At 56.0% G+C, this 19,716-nt stretch carries 14 protein-coding genes; 3 read left to right on the top strand and 11 right to left on the bottom strand.

Features of this window, described 5'->3' with window-relative positions:
- Positions 1–424: 424 nt before the first annotated feature.
- From BUB04_RS01060 to BUB04_RS01015, 10 genes are all read right to left on the bottom strand, one after another.
- Positions 425–1,330: a hypothetical protein gene (locus BUB04_RS01060; protein ID WP_143156303.1), complete on the bottom strand. Its 906-nt coding sequence runs from the start codon at positions 1,328–1,330 to the stop codon at positions 425–427.
- Complete coding sequence (locus tag BUB04_RS20220) at positions 1,297–1,839, bottom strand: class I SAM-dependent methyltransferase (protein ID WP_353743172.1); 543 nt, start codon at positions 1,837–1,839, stop codon at positions 1,297–1,299. The genes BUB04_RS01060 and BUB04_RS20220 overlap by 34 nt, the downstream gene beginning before the upstream one ends.
- Before the next feature lie 143 nt (positions 1,840–1,982).
- Positions 1,983–2,492 (bottom strand): class I SAM-dependent methyltransferase, encoded by a 510-nt coding sequence (locus BUB04_RS20215; RefSeq protein WP_073036106.1) that lies wholly within the window; start codon positions 2,490–2,492, stop codon positions 1,983–1,985.
- Entirely contained in the window at positions 2,485–3,462 is a 978-nt protein-coding gene (locus tag BUB04_RS01045) for a glycosyltransferase family 2 protein (RefSeq protein WP_073036105.1), read from the bottom strand. Before BUB04_RS01045 ends, BUB04_RS20215 begins: the two co-directional genes overlap by 8 nt.
- Positions 3,463–3,545: 83 nt before the next feature.
- Positions 3,546–6,020, bottom strand: a complete 2,475-nt coding sequence (locus BUB04_RS01040) for a hypothetical protein (protein WP_073036103.1) — start codon at positions 6,018–6,020, stop codon at positions 3,546–3,548.
- Positions 6,021–6,045: 25 nt separating this feature from the next.
- A complete protein-coding gene (locus tag BUB04_RS01035) occupies positions 6,046–9,711 on the bottom strand; it encodes a glycosyltransferase family 4 protein (protein ID WP_073036101.1) in 3,666 nt (1,221 codons plus the stop codon).
- A gap of 60 nt (positions 9,712–9,771) precedes the next feature.
- Positions 9,772–10,986 carry a class I SAM-dependent methyltransferase gene (locus BUB04_RS01030; RefSeq protein ID WP_073036100.1) on the bottom strand — a complete coding sequence of 405 codons (1,215 nt, stop codon included), beginning with the start codon at positions 10,984–10,986 and terminating at the stop codon, positions 9,772–9,774.
- Positions 10,983–12,224, bottom strand: coding sequence for an ABC transporter ATP-binding protein (locus BUB04_RS01025; RefSeq protein ID WP_073036098.1), 1,242 nt, complete (start codon positions 12,222–12,224; stop codon positions 10,983–10,985). The genes BUB04_RS01030 and BUB04_RS01025 overlap by 4 nt, the downstream gene beginning before the upstream one ends.
- Positions 12,221–13,015, bottom strand: coding sequence for an ABC transporter permease (locus tag BUB04_RS01020; RefSeq protein ID WP_073036096.1), 795 nt, complete (start codon positions 13,013–13,015; stop codon positions 12,221–12,223). Before BUB04_RS01020 ends, BUB04_RS01025 begins: the two co-directional genes overlap by 4 nt.
- On the bottom strand, positions 13,015–14,169 hold the full coding sequence (locus BUB04_RS01015; RefSeq protein ID WP_073036094.1) for a glycosyltransferase family 4 protein: 1,155 nt from the start codon (positions 14,167–14,169) through the stop codon (positions 13,015–13,017). Before BUB04_RS01015 ends, BUB04_RS01020 begins: the two co-directional genes overlap by 1 nt.
- Positions 14,170–14,511: 342 nt before the next feature.
- On the opposite strand from BUB04_RS01015, the gene BUB04_RS01010 reads away from it, so the two are divergent.
- The 3 genes from BUB04_RS01010 (at position 14,512) to era (ending at position 18,592) form a co-directional block, all read left to right on the top strand.
- A complete protein-coding gene (locus tag BUB04_RS01010) occupies positions 14,512–15,666 on the top strand; it encodes a glycosyltransferase (protein ID WP_073036092.1) in 1,155 nt (384 codons plus the stop codon).
- On the top strand, positions 15,663–17,570 hold the full coding sequence (locus tag BUB04_RS01005) for a polysaccharide biosynthesis protein (protein ID WP_073036090.1): 1,908 nt from the start codon (positions 15,663–15,665) through the stop codon (positions 17,568–17,570). Before BUB04_RS01010 ends, BUB04_RS01005 begins: the two co-directional genes overlap by 4 nt.
- 104 nt (positions 17,571–17,674) lie before the next feature.
- Positions 17,675–18,592 carry a GTPase Era gene (era, locus tag BUB04_RS01000; RefSeq protein WP_073036088.1) on the top strand — a complete coding sequence of 306 codons (918 nt, stop codon included), beginning with the start codon at positions 17,675–17,677 and terminating at the stop codon, positions 18,590–18,592.
- A gap of 620 nt (positions 18,593–19,212) precedes the next feature.
- On the opposite strand, the gene BUB04_RS18915 is transcribed toward era, so the two are convergent.
- Positions 19,213–19,695 carry a hypothetical protein gene (locus BUB04_RS18915; protein ID WP_073036086.1) on the bottom strand — a complete coding sequence of 161 codons (483 nt, stop codon included), beginning with the start codon at positions 19,693–19,695 and terminating at the stop codon, positions 19,213–19,215.
- Positions 19,696–19,716: the final 21 nt, after the last annotated feature.

Genomic DNA, 19,716 nt, shown 5'->3' with positions numbered 1-19,716 from the left:
CGCCGGTTGAAGTTGCAGTTCGGAAGACACTGTCCGGCCTTTCGTGCTTTTCGCAGTGTGTATCTCAGGTTCTGCCCGGCATAGTCCGGGCCTCCTCAAGAGCATGCAAGCGGACTGACCGCAAGGTTTTGAAGGGACACCTGTGTTTCGAAAGGCGTAAAATATCACCATCGAAAGCGGTTTCTCCGGCTTCTGACGGCCCGGAGGCCGCCGGGGGAGTCGAAAACGGCCATCACCCAGCCGTGAAATGGATTTCGAATGCCCCACCGTCAGTTTGCCGCCTTTCTATTCACGGATTCAGGTTTCGGTTCATCTGTTTGCGAGGTGGGAAAAACCAACGTAACTGGGGCCTAATAACGCAGAATAGCTGTCTCGAACTCTTACACATCAATAGGTATTGTAATCATTCACGAATTCAGAATTTCTAAGATTCAGGAGAGAGCAAAAGTGAAGCGTAGAAGAAAAAAAGAAAATCACCTACAATAGTTATGGTGCGAGTGATCAAGATCGCATGAATGAGGTAAGTTCCTGTATCTAAATTTCCGAAAAGTAATAAGACCACCATTTCCCTGATGCCGGCTCCTGCCGGGGCCCCGGGTGTGACCAGGCCTGCTAGCCAGCCAATGACATATGCTGCAATGACGGAGAACCAGGGAAGATCTACGACAGGCCAATTACTTGAAATGAGGGCCACAACCAAGGCAAAGAGGGTGCCTGAAACCGTAAGGAAAGAGAGCTGATAAAAAAAAGCGCGCAAAACCTCCATGCCGGCGTAGCGCGCCAAGAGAAAAAGCGAGAAGCAGACGGCGATCACAAAAAGCCCGGCAGAATCGTATTTAGATACCTGTACGAACATCATGGGCAGGCAAAGAAAAGCAAAGTGAGCGCCTGCTGCCGCAATAAGGACAAGTTCGGCAACTGTTGATTTTGTCAAAGGCCATAGGGGTACCTGTGCCGCGAGTCCAATAGAGTGCCGGCTGGCCAAGTGAAAAATATTTCCGGGCACGTACTTGGCTAACTGAGAAATGCCGTAAGTTTTCAAAGCCCAGCGCCGGCCGACTGTGGCCCCGAATTTTTGAAGCAAGTTACGCCATGCCATGGCAAGCAGCAAATTGGACGCGGCGGAGACCAAGGCTAAACCCGTGATGTATATGAAAAGATTCGGGTTATAGCGTAGCTGGTTGATTTGGCCGGAGTACTGCCTGTAGCGAAGTGCGACAAAGGCTATACCCAAAACAGCCAAGACGTTACCTACACGATGAAAGATGGACACCCATCGGCGGTTTCGAAGCCATTTCATTTTGGAGGTTGGCACAAGAGCATTGTCCATGGCAAGGGTGATCTCACTGCGATAACCTGAAAATGATTGGACACGAAGTCGATGAAAGCTTTTTGTGACCAGCGTTGTATGTGTCCCGGAGTATTCCCCTTATCACGAAGGTACTTGCCTCGAACCATATTCAAAAAGGACCATAATGGTTCATTCGGCACACTGACAATCAAATATTTATAACACGCGCGGAGAAGTGCTCTGAGGGCTGCTTCGGGATCTAAGAGATGTTCCAGTACATCCAAACAAAGAAGAAGGTCAGCGCCGTGGCGGTGCTCGTCAAGGTCATAAATACTGCAAGTGAGGAAACGATCCTTTGCGATCCCAAACGCCTTGGCGTTATGGCGCGCCATCTCGATGACGCTGGCGGAAAAATCGGATCCCTTGACATCAAAACCCTGAAGGTGCAATTGGATGACCCAGTAGCCCTCACCGCAACCGACTTCATGGATGGCTTTCGGAGAGGCCTGCGTTATCAGCTCGTACAACGCAGATCGGAATCCGGCCATGATCAATTTGACAAGGGGGTTTTTTGAACTATATTTATTATATGTGTTTCCAATAATAACACCGCTTTCTTGGCGTCCTCCAGAAATTATCATGCTCAATTCCTTGCATAGACCGACAGTTGGTTTGCTCCAAGCAATAACCTTCAGTATAGAATCATGCTTAGCCAAGCGAGATGTCCAATCCCCTTAAGCTTGGGGTAGTCCAGCAATTGATGGTGTTCGTCGCTCGCATGTTTACTGAAGAGCCCGAGGTAAGCTCCCGCGCGATGCACCCAATCGAGGGACGGATGAGGGGTTGTGATAATCAGACGAGCCTCATGTGTGTCTGCCAGATGTTTTCTTAGTTTAGAGAGAATTTCCACCGGGTGGGGCATGTGTTCAATGACGGCTGCTAAAACGATAGTATCAAAAGTAGCTAGGATGTCTGGCCATCCCTTACAATAATGGTGGTAGGGGAATTTGGATCGCGCAAGTTGCAACGATTGATCATCGATATCCACGCCTAGGTACCGAGACGCGGGGACGTACTGAGCCAGTCCACCGGTTCCGCATCCGAAGTCGAGAACCCGGCCTCGCAAAAAAGGCTTGACAGCCAAAAATCTCCGGGAACGAAGAAGAGGTGAGAAAAACCCTTCGGCACCCTGATCAGCCATCTTTCTTAATCCTCTCTTGGGAGCTGAAACTTCCACCATAGTTATGTCTTCTTATAGAATATCTCAAATCTTCCAACATCTTGCGGTTGGCGGCCTGGAGATCGGCCACAAAGGCAATGAGTATGGTTTGAAAACCCATTCCCATGAGCAGTGCCGCAAGAATCAAGGACTGGACATGTCCTTCCCCCTTTCCCATGGCGTAAAAGAAGAGAAAGCGAAGTCCAATGAGAAATCCCAATGCAAAGACAGTTGTGCCAATTGTCGCGAAAAAGCGGAACGGCTTGTAAATCACGAAAATCCGAATGATTGTGGCAATGCTCCTCTTGACATAAGACGGTATGCTTTTGACGAGCCGGCTTGGTCGGAGGTCTTCATTTACGCGAATGGGGACAGATACAATGGCCATGTTTTTCTGCCCGGCCTGGATGATGGTCTCCAGCGTGTAGGTGTAGTCGTTGAACACCATGAGGCGCAGGGCAGCGGCCCGGCTCATGGCACGGAACCCACTGGGCGCATCCGGGATATCCGTTCTACTTACAAAACGAACAACCCAACTTCCCACTTTCTGAAGCACTTTCTTGATCGGTGAAAAGTGCTGGATGCTGTCAATTGGTCGGGCTCCGACGACAATATCAGCCCGCCCCTCTAAAATGGGAGCGGTCAGTGTCGGGATGTCCTTGGCGTTGTATTGGTTGTCAGCGTCCGTGTTCACGATCACATCGGCTCCAAGCTGAAGGCACGCATCGAGGCCTGTCATGAAGGCCCGGGCAAGTCCTTGGTTCCTTGTGTGGCGCACAATGTGATCGACACCGCAACGCCGCGCAATCTCAGCCGTTTTGTCGGTACTTCCGTCATCGATTACCAGCCACTCAACCTCATCAAAACCCGGTACATGGCGGGGAAGATCGTTGAGGGTGATGGGCAAAGTGTCCTTTTCATTGTAGCACGGAATCTGTATGATAAGTTTCATCGTCGTAGATCCATGGCCAGTAGAGTCAAGGTAATACAGGAAAATTTAGCCTGCAGGCGAATCTTCACTTTAGGCCCTAAAGGTTAGTGGATCTGAAGTCTTACAATGTCCAAGCCAAGTTTGCGAGTATCATTGTTGATGTTCCTCTCCTTTGGAATGAAAGTATTGGATATTATTTCAATGCTCCGAATGGGGCTGAGGTGCTGAGGAAGAAAAAAGTACAGCCGCACTCCCTGTGAACCCAACAAGGGGACCTCTTCGCCATTGACAAGAGTCTTGACGGCTAGTAGGTGCAAATTCCGGATGTCTGGATTGTACCCCCGCGTTACAATCTCAAGGGTTCTGCTTCCCTCGAAAGGCAGATCAAGCCCCCTAATTATCCCTCTTCCATTGGTCCATAGGCGGTCGCCATAAAATCCTTCGATCTCAACTAGAGGACTTGAGATATCAATGATCCCTGTGCGTGCTATCACTTTGGACGCGAGAGCCAGAGTATCAACCTTGTACAACCATAGCGTCTCAACTATTTTATCCTTCATGAACTTCCGGGGAATTCTCCGAGTATGTTCGAATCCAGCCTGTCTGTAGGGTATGCATTTCAAAAGAGTTATATTCTCAATGAAACAGGGTTTTTGAGACAACAGGTAAACATTGGGGAAATGGGAAGTGGCCCAAGAGGCGACCTTGAGCACGTCCTCGTCTGATGCTACGTCGAACACGTGGTGACCAAAAAAGTAGACTAGAGGTGTTTTGATCTCGGCGTACCTTCGAAAACCTCTTCTGTCTAACAGAAGCAAATCGGAGTCTGTAAGTTCACCAGAGATTTGGTTCAGGGAAGTATAAGCTCCGTCAGCCTCCTTCCCCTGTAACTGAAAAGAACTAAAGACGGCAAAATACATAACAATCACAGCGCTCCCTATGAACTTTGCAGTTTTGGCTAGGCGGCCTTGAGCTGTTTTGGTCCAGACAACGGTTAAGAGAAGTGTATATGGAACAATTTCAGATAGAAGATATCTCGCATAGTAGTACTGGTAAGGAATTGTCCATTGTAGGGCCGCAATATAAAACCAGAATCCAAGTATAAATACTAGGCCTGCAGTACCTAGCCAATCCTTGTTGAGCTTAAAAGTTGCAACGATGAAGGCAAGAAATGTAATGGGAGAAAGGTATTTAATGGCAACGATTACGCTTGTGGACGTAAACCCAGCCCAGCCGGATGCCGCTAGCGCCCACCGGGAACCCAGCCAGGGATCATTAATGTACCTGTCTGTAAACCCCAATAAGTACGCCTTATAGAACGCTATGACCAAGATGGCTAGAAATACGAAGGGCAGCAAGGATCGAATTTTCCGTATGAAGTTATCGGCCAGAAGACGGATTTTGGGTTTGCCGGAAATAAGATACGCTACGATCGGCAATATCGTAAGAGAGACTGCCAATATGGCGAGCAGCTGAGGCCTGTGCGAACCGAATACTTTACGGAATGAAATATTGTATATGTCGTAAGAATATGGAAAAGAAAAGTGCAAGCCATACGCTACAGAAAAGATGTAAAGCACGAATAAAACACTGACATATGCAACTATGTGCAACCGAAGTCTAGTGTTGGAGGATAATAATAGTGTCACGATCATTATGGCATAAAAGAAAGGAAGATACATAAAACCGGAAATGCGGGTGAAGAAGAAACATCCGAAAGAAGCAGCGGACATGGTAAGTAGGAAAAGCAAGCTATTTTGGCAATTGTGTTTCCAGCTATTGTAAAATCGGAGGAAGTAGTAAAAGCCAAAGGCCGTAAACGTTAGGGCCACGACCTCGGTTACGGGCCACTTCGAAAAAAAGGAGTGCAGGGGATTTACGGCAAGAAGGATTGCGATGAATGCTGCCGTCTTGCTATCGCCGTCTGACATCTCCAATGCTAACAGGTAAAAGGCCACTACGGATAATAGAGAAAATAAAGTCAATGCATGTATGCAATTTTTGAGTCCAACTATTTTGCCAATGATTGCCATCCACAAGGGATGTAGGGGATAGAACTGAAAAACATATTCAGATTTGGAGAGATTCTTAATATATATCCCGGGAAGGTGTGCACCCTCATATTTGTTCTTTAGGTGAGCCTTTCTAGGGTCGTGTGAGTGCTTGTGATTGTAAGAATCATATAATTCAAGAATGTCTTTGTCGGTGATAATTTTACGTACGCTATCTTTTAGGAATGGTTTCCCATTGCGGGCGTATTCGGACGCCATGTTAACATACACTCCCTGATCTTGATCGCCCATTATGTATAAATAAGGCCCGGATCGAAAAAAGAGAGCTAAGGAGAGGATCGAAAGAATAAAAAAAACATCGTTCGCCCCAAGATGCAAAGAGGTTCTTGCATGCTTTATTTTGGGATGAAGTGGAAACCACAAGAACAGGCTGAGCGTCAATCCGGTTAGGAGGACAAGTGAAGGATCAAAGTGCCCGAGAGCTAATGCGAGAACAGCTGTATAGGATGTTATGAAAATGAACATCATTAGGATGTCAATGGTTAAAGTAATCGGGTGGTTTTGCATCGTGTGCTCCCCGGATATCATCTGCTTAATTGTGCGCATTGATCAGTAGCGATAATAGGTTGCGAGCACTTTGCGCCCATGTTAGACAAGGTATGTGTTCTGACTTGGGATGACGGTTGGCCAAGTAAAGACGTAGCCAGATCGTAATGGTGTGCGCCAAATCATCTGGCTGGTCAGTTTTAAAATAGTAAGCGTAGTTGCCTGCTACTTCGCGGAACACCGGAATGTCGCGGGCGATGATGGGGAGCTTGTGCTGGGCCGCTTCGACGAGCGGCAGGCCGAAGCCTTCGCCGTAGGAAGCAGCAATGAGGCATGTGCTCCGCTGGTATATTCTTTCCAGGTACTCGTCGCTGATGCCTTGGAGCCAGAAAAGACGATGGTCCCGTTCGGGGTGGGTTTTGATTCTTCGGGCGAGCGCTTCGACCATCCAGCCCTGCTTGCCCACAATAACCAAGTTGACGTCGGTGCCCTTCGCCCAAAGTTGCTCAAAGGCCGCCAGCACTTGCGCATGGGCTTTGCGAGGCTCCAGTGTGCCGACCATGAGGAAGCTCGGGCGCTGTTGCAACGCGACGAGACTATCATCATGTACAGTACAGGAGGGCCTTGAAGGGGATTTCAGTCTGTTCTCCAACTCGGCACCGTTGTGATTATAGTCAAGCGAAAAACTACGCAGACGTTTCCATGTCCTATTTCTCATCCACTGCCGAAGATCTTGTGCCACTGCATTGGAGACGCAAATCGCTCCATCGCATTCTCCCACGATCATTAGCCAACTTGTGAAGCCCTCGGTTGTACCCGGAGGAAAGTATTGGGGCATTCGGATGGTCAATAAGTCATGAACAAGGAATTTGACCGTCACCCCATGGCGGCGCAAGTGCTGATAAAATTGGGCTTTCGATGTCTGCACCTGGGGCTGGAGATCCAAAACAAAAAAACAATCTCCCGGCGCAAATTCCATGGGATCGTCTGTCAGCCCATTAATCGGCGTGCCGAGAAACTGAGCCGTGAACTTTCGAGCATAGCGATAGGGCTGATCAACAGCCGCGTAAACGGGCTCGACCCTCCAGCCGGGCGGTGGATTGAGAAGCCACTCCCTCAAGATGTTCCGCACCACACGCTGGATTCCCGTCCCAAGGTCCTGGCGCACCAGTTCGGAGATGTCCACAAGAAGCTGCCTGCGACGATAGTTCTTTCCGACCAGGAGATCCTTCAGCCTTTCTGTGCTTTCCCGCCAAGTCATCCATGGTATCTTTTGGGAGTCTGGGTTCTTCCCCGCTTGGTAAAGATCCAGCCAGTCTTTTAGAGCCTGGGCCAGGTCACCGGGGCTTTGTCCGGTAAAGTAAAAGGCATTGTCGCCCGCCACTTCGCGGAAAACCGGAATGTCCCTCGCCACCACAGGAAGACCGTGCCGGGAGGCTTCCACAACGGGCAGGCCGAAGCCTTCGTCGAGGCTTGCGGCGATCAGGCACGTGCTGGCGGCGTAGACCTGGTCCAGGTATTCGTCGCTGATGCCCTCAAACCAGAAGAGGCGCTTTTCTTTTTCCGGGTGGTGTTCGATCCGTTCTATCAGTCCCTCTGTCTTCCATCCTTTCTGGCCTACCAAAGCGAGATTGACATCCATTCCTTGCCGCCAGAGCTCCTCGACGGCTCCCAGTATCTGTGCTTGGCATTTGCGCGGCTCCAGTGTTGCCACGCAGAGGAACGTAGTTCTCGATCTTAGGGTGTCCAGGATCTGATGGGCTTCGGCAGGGATCCCCTTGGACGGTACCGAGCCGTCTATGTCGCCCCCAAGGTGGAGCCAATCAACGCGGAAGGTCCGCGCCGGTGGGATGCCCTTCTCATTCAACCAGGCCGCGTAAGCATCGGCCGTGGCCTTGGAGATGCAGATGGCCCCGTCGGTGGAAGCGATCATGGCCAACCACTCGGCATGCAATCTTTCCAAATCGCGATCTTTCAATAGGCTCGGGAATTGAACCGGCAGCAGATCGTAAACAAGGAATTTCACATTCACGCCTTCCCGCCGCAATGTGCTGAAAAAGGCCATGTGGGCCAGCTGCACATGGTGTTGCATGTCCAGCCCGAAGAACACGTCCCCCCGCCGCCAGCGGATCGGTTCATCACGCGCGCCATCTTCGCAAAGTCCCAAAAAGCGCAGGGTGAACTGACGAGCATAGCGGTAGCCGCCCGTGGAGGTGGCATACACAGGCTCCACGCGGAATCCTGGGGGGGGAGATTGCAAAAGCCACTTCAAATAACTTTTGACTACGCGCTGAACTCCTGTGGCGGCATCTCTTTGAGAGAGTTCCGAGATGTCCAGCAAGAGCTGGCGTTCCTCCCCCGCCAGTGCGTTTTGCGCCAAGCACGCAGCAAGGGCCGGCAGTCCAGCGGCCTGGGGTCCAGGGAGCTCTTGGGCCAGTGCATGGTAGAGTCGTGAAGAATTGAGAGTGGTGTCACCATACTTCGTTTTCGGCCGCTTGGCTATTTTCCCCCAAGCGTTTATGGCCTTTCGGGCCGTGTCGTCCCAGGAAAAATGCCCGGCCTGCTTCAGGCCGTGCTGGATCAGCTTGTTACGGAACTCTTCATCGGCCAGCGCCCGTTGCATTGTTTGAGTTATAGACTGGACGCGAAAAGGGTCGAAAAGAGATTCCTTGAATTGGACGATTTCCGGAAGGCTGCTCGTGTTGGCCGCAATAACCGGCGCACCGCACGCCATGGCTTCCAATGCCGGCAGGCCGAATCCTTCGTGCCACGATGGAAAGACGAAGAGGCGGCACAGGTTGTAGAGCCGAACGAGATCCTCGTCGCTCACGTAGCCGGTGAGGACAAGTTCGTGGGGTTCTAGTCCGGCGGCGTGCGATTCCCTCTTTAATCGTCCCATATCTCCCTGCGGCATTCTGCCGGCAAAAACCAATTGGTGGCTTGAGCGAAGATGGTTCGGCAGGGCCGCATAGGCCCGAAGAAGGCGCGGCAGATTCTTCCGCTCATCCGCACCTCCCGTATAGAGAACAAAGGGGCGATCAATACTGTACTTTCGGCAAATCTCCCGTCTCGATGTTTCATCGATTTCCAAGGGTTGAAAACGGGGCTCGACGGCGGTCGAAACATTGACGATGCGGCCGGAAAGCTCGGGTAGGTGCCCAACCGCCTCTCGCCCCGCGGACCGTGATATGGCGAGACACAGCGACGCCTTGCGAAGCCATGAGAGTTTCCGCTCGTAGTAGGCGGAATAGCGCGGATGGGGTTTGAGGTAGTGATCCGCATTCGTCAGCGGAATAAGGTCGTAGAGGGAGACGCTCACCGGGGTGCGCTTATCGAACCGCCCGATGCTGGTGACGGCATCGTCAACGTAGCCTTCAAAAAGGCTGCTTATGTGGATCACGTCCGGCAGGAGAGAAGCCAGGAAAGCTTCCCGAATGAGTTCCGCTGTTCGGCGACGTACGCTGTTTCCTGGAGTTCCCTCTCGTACCGGGCCGGGTGCCTGCCAAACCCGGATGTTTTCCTGCGGCAGGAGGCCCTCAAAGGCTGCGCGGATCGGCTCGATGCTTTCGGAAAGAAGGCCGTTCAAAGCCAGGATGACCTCATGGTCTCCGCGGTTCCGTACAACAGCCTGCGCAAGATTCATGGTGTAGCGCCCGATGCCGCGAAAACGGCTTTCCGTCTGGGCTCCCTGCATGTCGATCACGATCCGCATGTACCGATTCTCACCGCTTGGTTCCGACTTCGTAGGTTCGCCGGCGTCCTCTAGATTTCGTTAATGGTCCGCGGCGTCCAGAGCCCGCTTGAGGTCCGCATAGATCCGGCGGGCGTGGGCCGAAAGATGGCCCGTTCCGATTTCTTCCGGCCATGGATAATCAACGGGTGCTTCCGAGGCGATTGAGAAAAGCAGTCCTCTTCTGATGGCCCACGCTCGAAGCCTCTCGTGGAGCCATGGAAACCGGGCGATCAGCCGCCTCAGGGGTTCGGCCAGAGACGGCCTCTCTAGGATCTGTAGCATCCCGAGATGCAGCGGTCGATGCAAAACCAGATGGCCGTTGCGCATCGGAGCAAGAGCACCATGGAACAGATTTCCGGCCTGATCATAGCACCACCTCAGCGGTGCGGTCAGTTTCCAGGAACGACTGGCATAAATAGCTGCAAGCTGCTCCTGCAAAGTTCCGATTTCTGCCTCGATTCTGTTTTGAGCGGCCAAAAGCTCTTCGTTTTTGCGTTCTAAGATTCTAGACCTTTGATTTTCATAGATTTCTGCCAGTTGCAGCAAGGAAAGTCCACCCTTGCTGCTAATATATGACTCTATGAATCCGGCATCTATCAGTGGTTCTTTTTGCGCAATAACAGCGTAGTCTGGGCTAGCCCCCGAAAGCACATCGATTAATGAAATCTGCTCTCTATTGCGCAGGCAAGAATCTTCATTTAAATGCAATATTTCCGCTCTCGCAAAGCCTATGTACTCCAATAAGAATTTTAGAAGCTGCGAAGGCAATGGACGAATATGATATGGGTCTATATAAAAACCTGAAATCCCAACCAATATGTTTTCAGGGTTTGGAGTTTCCAAGATCATGACACCACTTGGTTTAAGAGTCCGGAGGGCTTCTCTTGCTAACTCGGTGAGCTGCGAAAATTCAATATGTTCAGCTAAATGAAATCCGGTAACGGCTACAAATTTCTCATCTTCTTCTGCTGACAGGTAGGAAACTGCATCGGCTATATGTGCATTAAGGCCACGTCCAAGGCATTCATTCACCATTTCCTCATTGATGTCTACCCCTTTGGCCTTGATTCCCCAGTCTCTCAATAACTCGAGCCATTCCCCGCGACCGCAGCCTAGATCTAACACCTCGCCACTGGGGTAAATTGATTTAAGCTGTTGCAGAAGAGGTTCGTAAATTTCTAATCGGAATTTTATTGTATCCCTACTTCCTCTAAATTTATCCTCAAAGAATCTGTAAAACAGGTCTCTGTTCATCCCGCATTCCTGATGTAGTTAATATGTATATGTTTCTGTAGGTGGTTGCAGCCTATAAAATGGTGCTTATCCGTATTGATTACATCAAAAACACAAACGTTATCGACCCACTCGTAGTTTGACTCCATATGGGCATTGTTCTCATGCAAAGCGGTGGAAAAGGAATAGGATCCCGGTCCCAGGCTGCAGGTGAAATGAAGCTCATAGGTGACCCGGTCGCCCGGTGCAAGGTTTTCCACAACCTGCCGGGTGTGCCACGTGTTGGTGCCCCAGACCACATGTCCCACCCGGTCCCGAAGCATGTAGCCCATCACCAGCCTGGGAATAGGCGCCCGGATTTCCACCTCCGCCACTAGGCACAGCTTCTGTCCCACACGGGCCGTGGCCACCTCGACACCGGTCCCGGCGTCCAGAAGTTTTACCGAGGCGATCCGGGCTTCTCCCGATCCCGAACGGGTCTGCATCCACCCCTTTTCGGTTCGTTGCTGTCGGATGGTCGCGCCGGCGGCTTGTTTCTCAGCGATCAGGGCATTGTAATAGTCCACCACCTCGTCGGGAAGGCCGTCCTTGATTACCCTCCCCTTGTCCAAGAGCACCACGCGATCGCAAAGCTCCTTGACCTCCTGCATGCCGTGGGAGACGAAGAGAAGAACCGTGCCCTCTTCCTTGAACTTGCGGATCCGGTCAAAGCTCTTGTGCTGAAAGTAACTGTCCCCCACCGAAAGCGCCTCGTCCACGATCAGGATGTCCGGCCGCCAGGCGGTGGCGACGGAAAAGGCCAGGCGCATCTGCATCCCGCTGGAGTAGGTGCGAAGCGGCTCGTCGAAGTATTCGCCGATTTCCGCAAATTCCTCGATGGAAGGCATGGCGGCTTCGATTTCATCGGCCGTGAAGCCCATGAGGCCGGCGGCGTGGCGGGCGTTCTGTCTCCCCGTCAATTCCGGGTGAAACCCCATGCCCAGTTCCAGGATGGCCGCGATGCGCCCGTTCACTTCCACGTGGCCTTCCGTGGGATGGAGGGTGCCGGTGATGATCTTGAGCAGAGTGCTCTTGCCGGCGCCGTTCTGCCCGATGATGCCGATGGCCCGGCCATGGTGGGCTTCGAAGCTCACGTGCCTCAGGACCCAGGTCTCCTCTCCCGGGGCCATGGGGAGTCCCGCCCAGCGGGCGAAACGATGCCATTCGCGCCGGTAGGAACGAAAGGCCTTTCCCAGGTTGGCGACTCGAAGAAGGCTCATAGCACGTCCACCAGTTCCGGGGCGGCGCGCCGAAAAAGGAGGAGCGCCAGCAGGAGCAGTCCCGCGGCCGCGACCCCAACGATAGAAATGGTTGCGGGGTCGGGTGTCCTGGAATAGACCAGAACCTGCTGGTACGCGGCGACAAAGGGATAGATCGGGTTCAGAACGAGCCACTTTCGAAAGGGTTCGGGAATGATGGTGGCCGGATAGACGATGGGCGTGAACCAGAACCAGATCTGCAGGAGGATGGGAACCGCCTGGCCCACGTCCCGCACGAAGACGTTCACCACGCCGAGGATCAGCCCGATCCCCAGGGAGAAGGCCGTGAGAAGGATCAAGAGGGGAGGAATCCACAACACGGCCCAGCCGAAGCCGTGGCCGAGAAGAAGAAAGATCAGGGCCATGGCTGCCAGGAGCAGGAGATTGTTGACCAGGCACGAGCCTACGGCGATGGCGGGAAGAGTAATGCGCGGGAAGGCCATCTTCTTCATGAGATTCCCTTGATCCACGAAGAGGTTGACGCATCGCCCCAGGATGTCCGTAAAAAGGGTCCAGGCCGCCAGGCCCGCCATGAGGTAGATGGAGTAGGCGTACTTGTTGGATATGCCGGGCAGTTTGGCCGCCAGAACGTTGGAGAGGATCAGGGCATAGATGGCCACCTGCGCCAGCGGGTGGATGATCATCCACAGTCCGCCGAGCCGGCTTCGAAGAAATCGGCTCACCAGCTCGTTTCGGATGGAGCTCCAAACAAAGTATCTGTAGCGCCACAGGGCGCGGAGCATGGCAAGCATCAGGATCGCGCCTCCTCCAGGACTTTCTCGAAAACGGCCCTGGTTTCGCGGGCGGTCCGCTCCCAGCTGTAACGGGCCGCCCGGGCCAAGCCCTTCCGGATCAACTCCTGGCGGTATTGGGACGATTCCAGGACGTGGTCGATGGCCGCGGCCAGGTCCTCCGGGTCGCGGGGATCCACGAGGCGGGCGGCGCCACCCGCCACCTCCGGCATGCTCGACGTGTTGGAGCAGATCACGGGGCAGCCGCAGGCCATGGCCTCCACGATGGGAAGCCCGAAGCCCTCGTAGAGGCTTGGATAAACCAGGGCTGACGCCCCGCTGTAGAGGCACGCCAGGAGCTCATCGTCCACAAAACCCAGCCCTATGAGGCGTTGGCCCAGGTGCCGGCAGGCCTCGCCCAGCCAGGTCTTTTCGCCCCACCCACTCCATCCGACCAGGACCAGCGCGATGTGGGAACGGCAAATCCGCAGGGCCTGGATCAGACCCCACAGGTTTTTCCGGGGTTCCAGCGAGCCCACGAAGAGGAGGTAATCCCCCGGGATCCCCAGTCGTTTCTTCACGTGAACGACTCTGTCAGCGGGACGGGGGGAAAAAACGGCGTCCGGGGCCAGGGGAACCGCAGAGATGCGGCCTTCGGGCCAACGAAACAGGTCCTGGATCTCGTCCTGGACAAAGCGCGAAATGGTCAGAATGTGGGTCGCGTGGTGCAGTCTTCGCTTCATGTACATCTCGAAGAAAAGGACCCGGTCCCGTGGGTGGGTTTCCGCATAGCGGAGGAGGGACAGATCGTACAGGCTGAAGACCGTAGGAAGGTGGGACTGCGCCGCGGGAACGAAACCGGTTTCGTGGTACAAATCGTATCGCCTCCCCGCGGAAATCCATCTCAAGGATTGCTCATAGGCCCACCAGCGGGCACACCGGAATCCCAGTAGAAGAGAGGCCGGTATCTTCTCCAGAAGGGTCCTTTTGCGTGTCCAAGGGCCCGGTTCCACCGGCTTGGGGAGCCCGCGCAGGGATCTTTTCCCGTCAAAACAAAACACCTGCACGCTTTCCGGGCCTTCCAGGGCTTGCAGCGTGCCGTAAAGATTTCTCAGGTAGCGCGGTATTCCCGTGGGAATGGCCAGCAATGGAACGGCGTTGACGAGGAGATTCACGGGTGCGTGCGACTTCCCGACACGTTCTTCATGGGTTCGGTTTCAAGCCCCCGGGACGCGGGCACAGCTCCGCCAACTCGCTTCCGCTCTGCGCGGAAAACGTCGGGCCAAAGGTCGGTGGGTTCTGATTGACGGAACACGGCTTACTCGCTAAAGGAGGGCTGGCCGCCAGCCCCTCCGCCCGAAATGCGTGACCGTCCTTAGCACAGGATTTGAGCTGGCGCAAGAGGTTCCCATGAGATAACATGCTGGAACCAATGAGAATGCCTATAAAAAACTCAACCGCACAACTGGGATTTGCCCGGTGCTCGGTTCCGGGCGAATGGGAGAGGTGCAACGTCGGTGCGCGTCCTTCATGTGTTCAAGACATACTTTCCGGAAACCCAGGGCGGGTTGCAGGAAGCCATCCGCCAGATATGCCTGGGCACGAAGCCATCCGGGTTTGACCACACCGTCTTGACCGCCGGCTACGACGGAACTCCGACAACCATCGTCCATCTGCCGGAAGCGCGCGTGGTGCGTTACGGGGATGCCGTGGGACCCGCGTCGTGCCCCGTATCCTTGGGCGCCTTGAGGGGCTTTCGTGGCGAAGCGGCCCGCTGCCATGTCATCCACTACCATTTCCCCTGGCCTTTCATGGACCTTTTGCATCTTGTTCACCGGGTCCCAAAGCCGGCGCTCGTCACCTACCATGCGGACATCGTCCGAAACCGACTCTACCTGGACTTGTACCGCCCGGTTCTCCATCTGTTCCTCGCCAGTGTGGACCGGATCGTGGCGACTTCCCAATTCCAGGTCGAATCCAGCCAGGTGTTGCGCAGGTTCCGGGACAAGGTGGAGGTGGTGCCCTTCGGTTTGGACGAAAATAGCTATCCGCGACCGTCGATGGATGTGATCGAGAAAGTCAGGCGGGTCCACGGGGAGGATTTCTTCCTCTTCGTGGGAGTGTTGCGCCATTACAAGGGCCTGGACTACCTGCTGGAGGCGTCGCGGGGAGAGTCTTTCCGGGTGGTGATCGCGGGAGAAGGGCCGGAGGGCGAACGGCTGCGCCGAAAGGCCGCCCGGATGGGCCTCCACAACGTGTCCTTTGCCGGCCATGTGCCGGACCAGGTCAAGATGGCCCTCTTCAAGTTGTGCCGGGCCGTAGTCATGCCGTCCCATCTTCCCGCGGAAGCCTTCGGCATCAGCCTGGCGGAAGGGGCCATGATGGGGAAACCCCTGGTCTGCTGTGAGGTGGGTACCGGCACGACTTACGTGAATCGGCATGGGGAGACGGGGCTGGTTGTTCCTCCTGCCGACGCATCGGCGCTTCGCCGGGCGCTGCGTCTTCTTGCCCGGGACGACGAACTGACACGAAGATTCGGCGAAGGGGCGCGGGCCCGCTTCGAGTCGCACTTGTCTTTCGCGGTCATGGGAAGGCGATACGCATCCCTTTACCGAGAGCTCATCGGCGGCCGCCCGGGCGCACGTGGCAATGGGGGTGGGGGGGTGCCATGATGCGCCAACTGAAGAACCCGAAACTCTACCTCATGATCCTGCTGGACGCCGTATGCTTTGCCTCGGCGCTTTATGCCGCCTATCTGGTCCGTTTTGAAATGTCGGTGGCGCCTTACTACCAGAAACAATTTCTGAGGCTGTGCCTCTGGCTGGTTCCCTTGCAGTCCCTTACCTTTTGGGCCTTCGGCCTCTATCGCGGCATGTGGCGCTATACCAGCAGCGATGACGTAATCCGCCTGATCCAGGCGGTGGTGACCTCCACACTGGCGGCCATCGCCGTCGTCCTCTATGCGAATCGGTTCATGGGCTATTCCCGGTCGGTGTTCGTTCTCCAGGGGGTCTTTTCGTTCCTTTTTGCCGGGGGGGTGCGCCTGGCCATTCGCTGGGGCTACACCCGCTGGGGGCACGTGGCGGCCAGGGAAAGGGGCGGCCATGCGGGCGGTTCCCCGGGGAAGCGCAAGTCCCCGCGGAGGGTGCTGGTCGTGGGTGCGGGAAGTGCCGGGGAGAAGCTGGTTCGGGAAATCCAGGACAATCCGGGGCTTTCCTACCGGATCGTGGGGTTTGTGGACGACGATCATCAAAAGTGGGGTCGCCGGCTCCACGGCATTCCCGTCCTGGGAGGGGTGCACGACCTGTCGCATATCGCTCAGAAGAAGCGGATCGACGAAATTTTCCTTGCCGTCCCCTCCGCTTCCGGGGACGCCATGCGCCGGATCACCCAGGCCTGCGAAGAGTCGGGAATCCCCTACAAGACCCTTCCCGGCATCGGCCAGCTCATGACCGGACAGGTGAGCGTGGAGGCTCTCCGGAAAGTGAATTACGAGGATCTCTTGGGCCGTCCCCCGGTGAAGCTGGAAACGGAGACGATCAGGGCCGTCCTGGAGGCGAAGCGGGTGCTGGTGACCGGAGCGGGGGGGTCCATCGGTTCGGAGCTTTGCCGGCAGATCGTCCGATTCGATCCCTCGGAGTTGATCCTCCTGGACGCCTCGGAAGCCAACCTATTCCGGATGGAAACCGAATTGGCCCACGAGGCGAAAAGGTGTCCCACTGCCGGTTACCTGGGCCGGGTGCAGGATCGGGTGTTAATGGAGGAGATCTTTCGAAGGCATCGCCCCCAGATCGTCTTCCATGCGGCCGCCTGCAAGCACGTGCCCTTCATGGAACGTTATCCCTGGGAGGCGGTTTACAACAACGTGCTCGGCAGCCGCGTGGTCATGGAGGCGGCCGTTGGGTTCGGGGTCGAGCGGTTCGTGCTCGTTTCCACGGACAAGGCCGTGCGGCCCGCCAACGTGATGGGGGCCAGCAAGCGGGCGGCGGAACTGCTCATGCAGTCCCTGCAGGGAAACGGAACCCGGTTCATGGCCGTGCGGTTCGGCAACGTGGTGGGATCCTCCGGGTCCGTGGTGCCGCTCTTCCGGCGTCAGATCGAGCGTGGAGGGCCCGTCACCGTGACCCACCCGGACGCCACCCGCTACTTCATGACCATTCCCGAGGCCGCCCAGCTCATCCTGCAAGCGGCCGCCATGGGGCGGGGCGGAGAGATTTTCATCCTCAAGATGGGAACGGCCGTGCGCATCGCCGACATGGCCCGGGACCTCATCCGCCTGTCGGGAAAGGAGCCGGACCGTGATGTCCGGATCGTCTTCACCGGCCTTCGGGAAGGGGAAAAGCTCACGGAGGAACTCATCACCGACGGGGAAGACGTGGTGCCCACCCCTCATGATGAGATCATGGTCCTCAGATGCAACGGAATCGACCCGGCCGAATTGCACCGTAGCCTGGCAGGGCAGCTGGAGGCGCTTTGCCGGGCTGCGGAAACCCATGACCGGGAGGGCATCATTCGGGCTCTGCGACGGATGGTGCCGGAATACGATCCGGGCAGAGGGTTCAGGCATGGAAGTTGATGTGAGGGAAACGTTTGGGTTGTAACTCTTCCCTGCTCGAATCCAAGCGGCGGCCCAGGAATTGATTTCGCAGGCGACATGATGGCGTGAAAGGACTGGGGGGTATGGCAACAACTGATCCGATTCGCTCGGGGTTCGTGGCGCTTCTGGGGGCGCCCAACGTGGGAAAGTCCACCCTCATGAACCAGGTGCTCAAGGAGAAGATCTCCATCACCTGCCCCAAGCCCCAGACCACCCGGAACCGCATTCTGGGCATCTACAACCGGCCCGACTGCCAGATAATCTTCGTGGACACGCCGGGGATCCACCGGGCCCGGGACACCTTCAACAAGATCCTGGTGGAGACGGCCTTGGCCGCCCTGGAAGAGGTGGACGTGGCGGCCTTCATTGTGGACGTGACGGCGCGAAGCTCCGACCTGGACCGGTTCGTGCTCCAGTGCATGGAAAAGGTGTCCACCCCGGTGGTGCTGGTGCTGAACAAGGTGGACCTGGTCAAGGACAAGAGCGCGCTGCTGCCCGTCATGGAGCGCTACCGGGCCCTGCGGGATTTTGACGCCGTGGTGCCCCTTTCGGCCCTCACCGGCGAGGGGGTGGCGGAGTTCGTGGAGGAGACGGTGCGGCTCCTTCCCGAAGGGCCGCGCTACTACCCGGAAGACTACATCACGGACCAGCCGGAACGGTTCTTCGTCGCGGAGATCGTCCGGGAGAAGGTTTTTCACCTGACCGAGCAGGAGGTGCCGTACGCCGTGGCGGTCACGGTGGACAGCTTCCGGGAGGAGCCCGAGCGGAACCTGGTGCGGATCGAGGCCACCGTCCACGTGGAGCGCGATTCCCAGAAGGGCATCGTCATCGGAAAGGGCGGCCGGATGCTCAAGGAGATCGGCCGCCAGGCCCGGAAGGAACTGGAGCGGTTCCTGGGATGCCGGGTGTATCTCGGGCTGTTCGTGCGGGTGCAGAAGAACTGGCGGCGCGACCGGCGGGTGCTGGGCGAGTTCGGGTACCGGATGCCGAGGGGAGGATAGCGGGCAGGCGGAAAGGCATGGGCGGCGCGCAGGGAGGCGGTCGGCGGGTGCGTCGGGCGAGAGTGACCTGGGCGTGCGGGGGCCCGATAAAATAGCACCGCAGAGACGCGGAGGACGCAGAGGCGGGGCGCACGGAGAGGGTGCGCCCCGTTTGTGTTTCGGGCCGGGGCGCTGAGACGCCGCCCCGGCCCGAACGCCGCCCCTTCGGGGGAGATGCGGGTCGGAGGCCCGCGCTCCCAGGGGAAAGGACTTTAGGCCATATGGTCGGACAGCCGCCAAGGGGCCGGTCCGAGAATGTTTTTCCGGCTCAAGAGGCCGGGAATTTCCAATCACTTCGTAGCCGCGGGGCTTCAGCCCCGCGAAGAGGGGCCATCATACACTATGACATGGCAGACACTGTGCCCGGGAGCCCATCCGACGACCGGGGCATCTTCCGCGGCCCTGAAGGGCTGCGCTACGCGAAAAGAGGACATCCGCGGCGCTTTCCCACAAGCTCCCGGAACGTTCTCACAAGGAGCCGGCAAGCAACGTTCCTTTGGCTTCGTCGGGAAAAGGGGGCTTTTCCTTAGCGCGGCGGTTCGGGGTCGGGGAGGGTGAGGGGGCGGACGCGGGGGAATGCGCTAAAGGAGATGGAAGCTCTTGAGGATGGCCGCCAGGTCTTCGTTCTTGGCGGCGTATTCGCGGAGGGCCAGGATCACGTCCCTTAAGCGGCCTTCCCGTTCCAGGTCTTCGCGGGTTTCCTTCTTGGCCTGCGAAATGATGGTCCGCCGGTCCCAGTAGGCGAACCCGATGACCGCGATCACCAGAGACGTGAAGATCCCCGCCAGGATGTAGAGAAAGTCCATGAGCTGCTCAAAGCGCTTGTCCACGTCTTCGAAGCGTCTGTCGATCTGCTCGAAGCGCTTTTCCAGCTGCTCAAAACGTTTGTCGATCTGTTCGAACCGTTTGTCGATTTCGAGCATGCGGGTGCGCAGCTCGATGAGAAGATCCCGGTCCTGCCGGGTGAAGCCCGTCTCTTCCGCCCAGGCAGCGGGCGGCCCAGCCCAAAGTCCCCACAGCATCGCCGCGAAAACCAGAAGCCCAATGAAGTGTCGCCCCTTCATGGCGGTCTCCTTCCGTGGTTT

This window comes from Desulfacinum infernum DSM 9756 (genome assembly GCF_900129305.1).
In the GTDB taxonomy this organism is placed as follows: Bacteria; Desulfobacterota; Syntrophobacteria; order Syntrophobacterales; family DSM-9756; genus Desulfacinum; species Desulfacinum infernum.
This window is presented reverse-complemented; position numbering and strand designations above follow the sequence as displayed.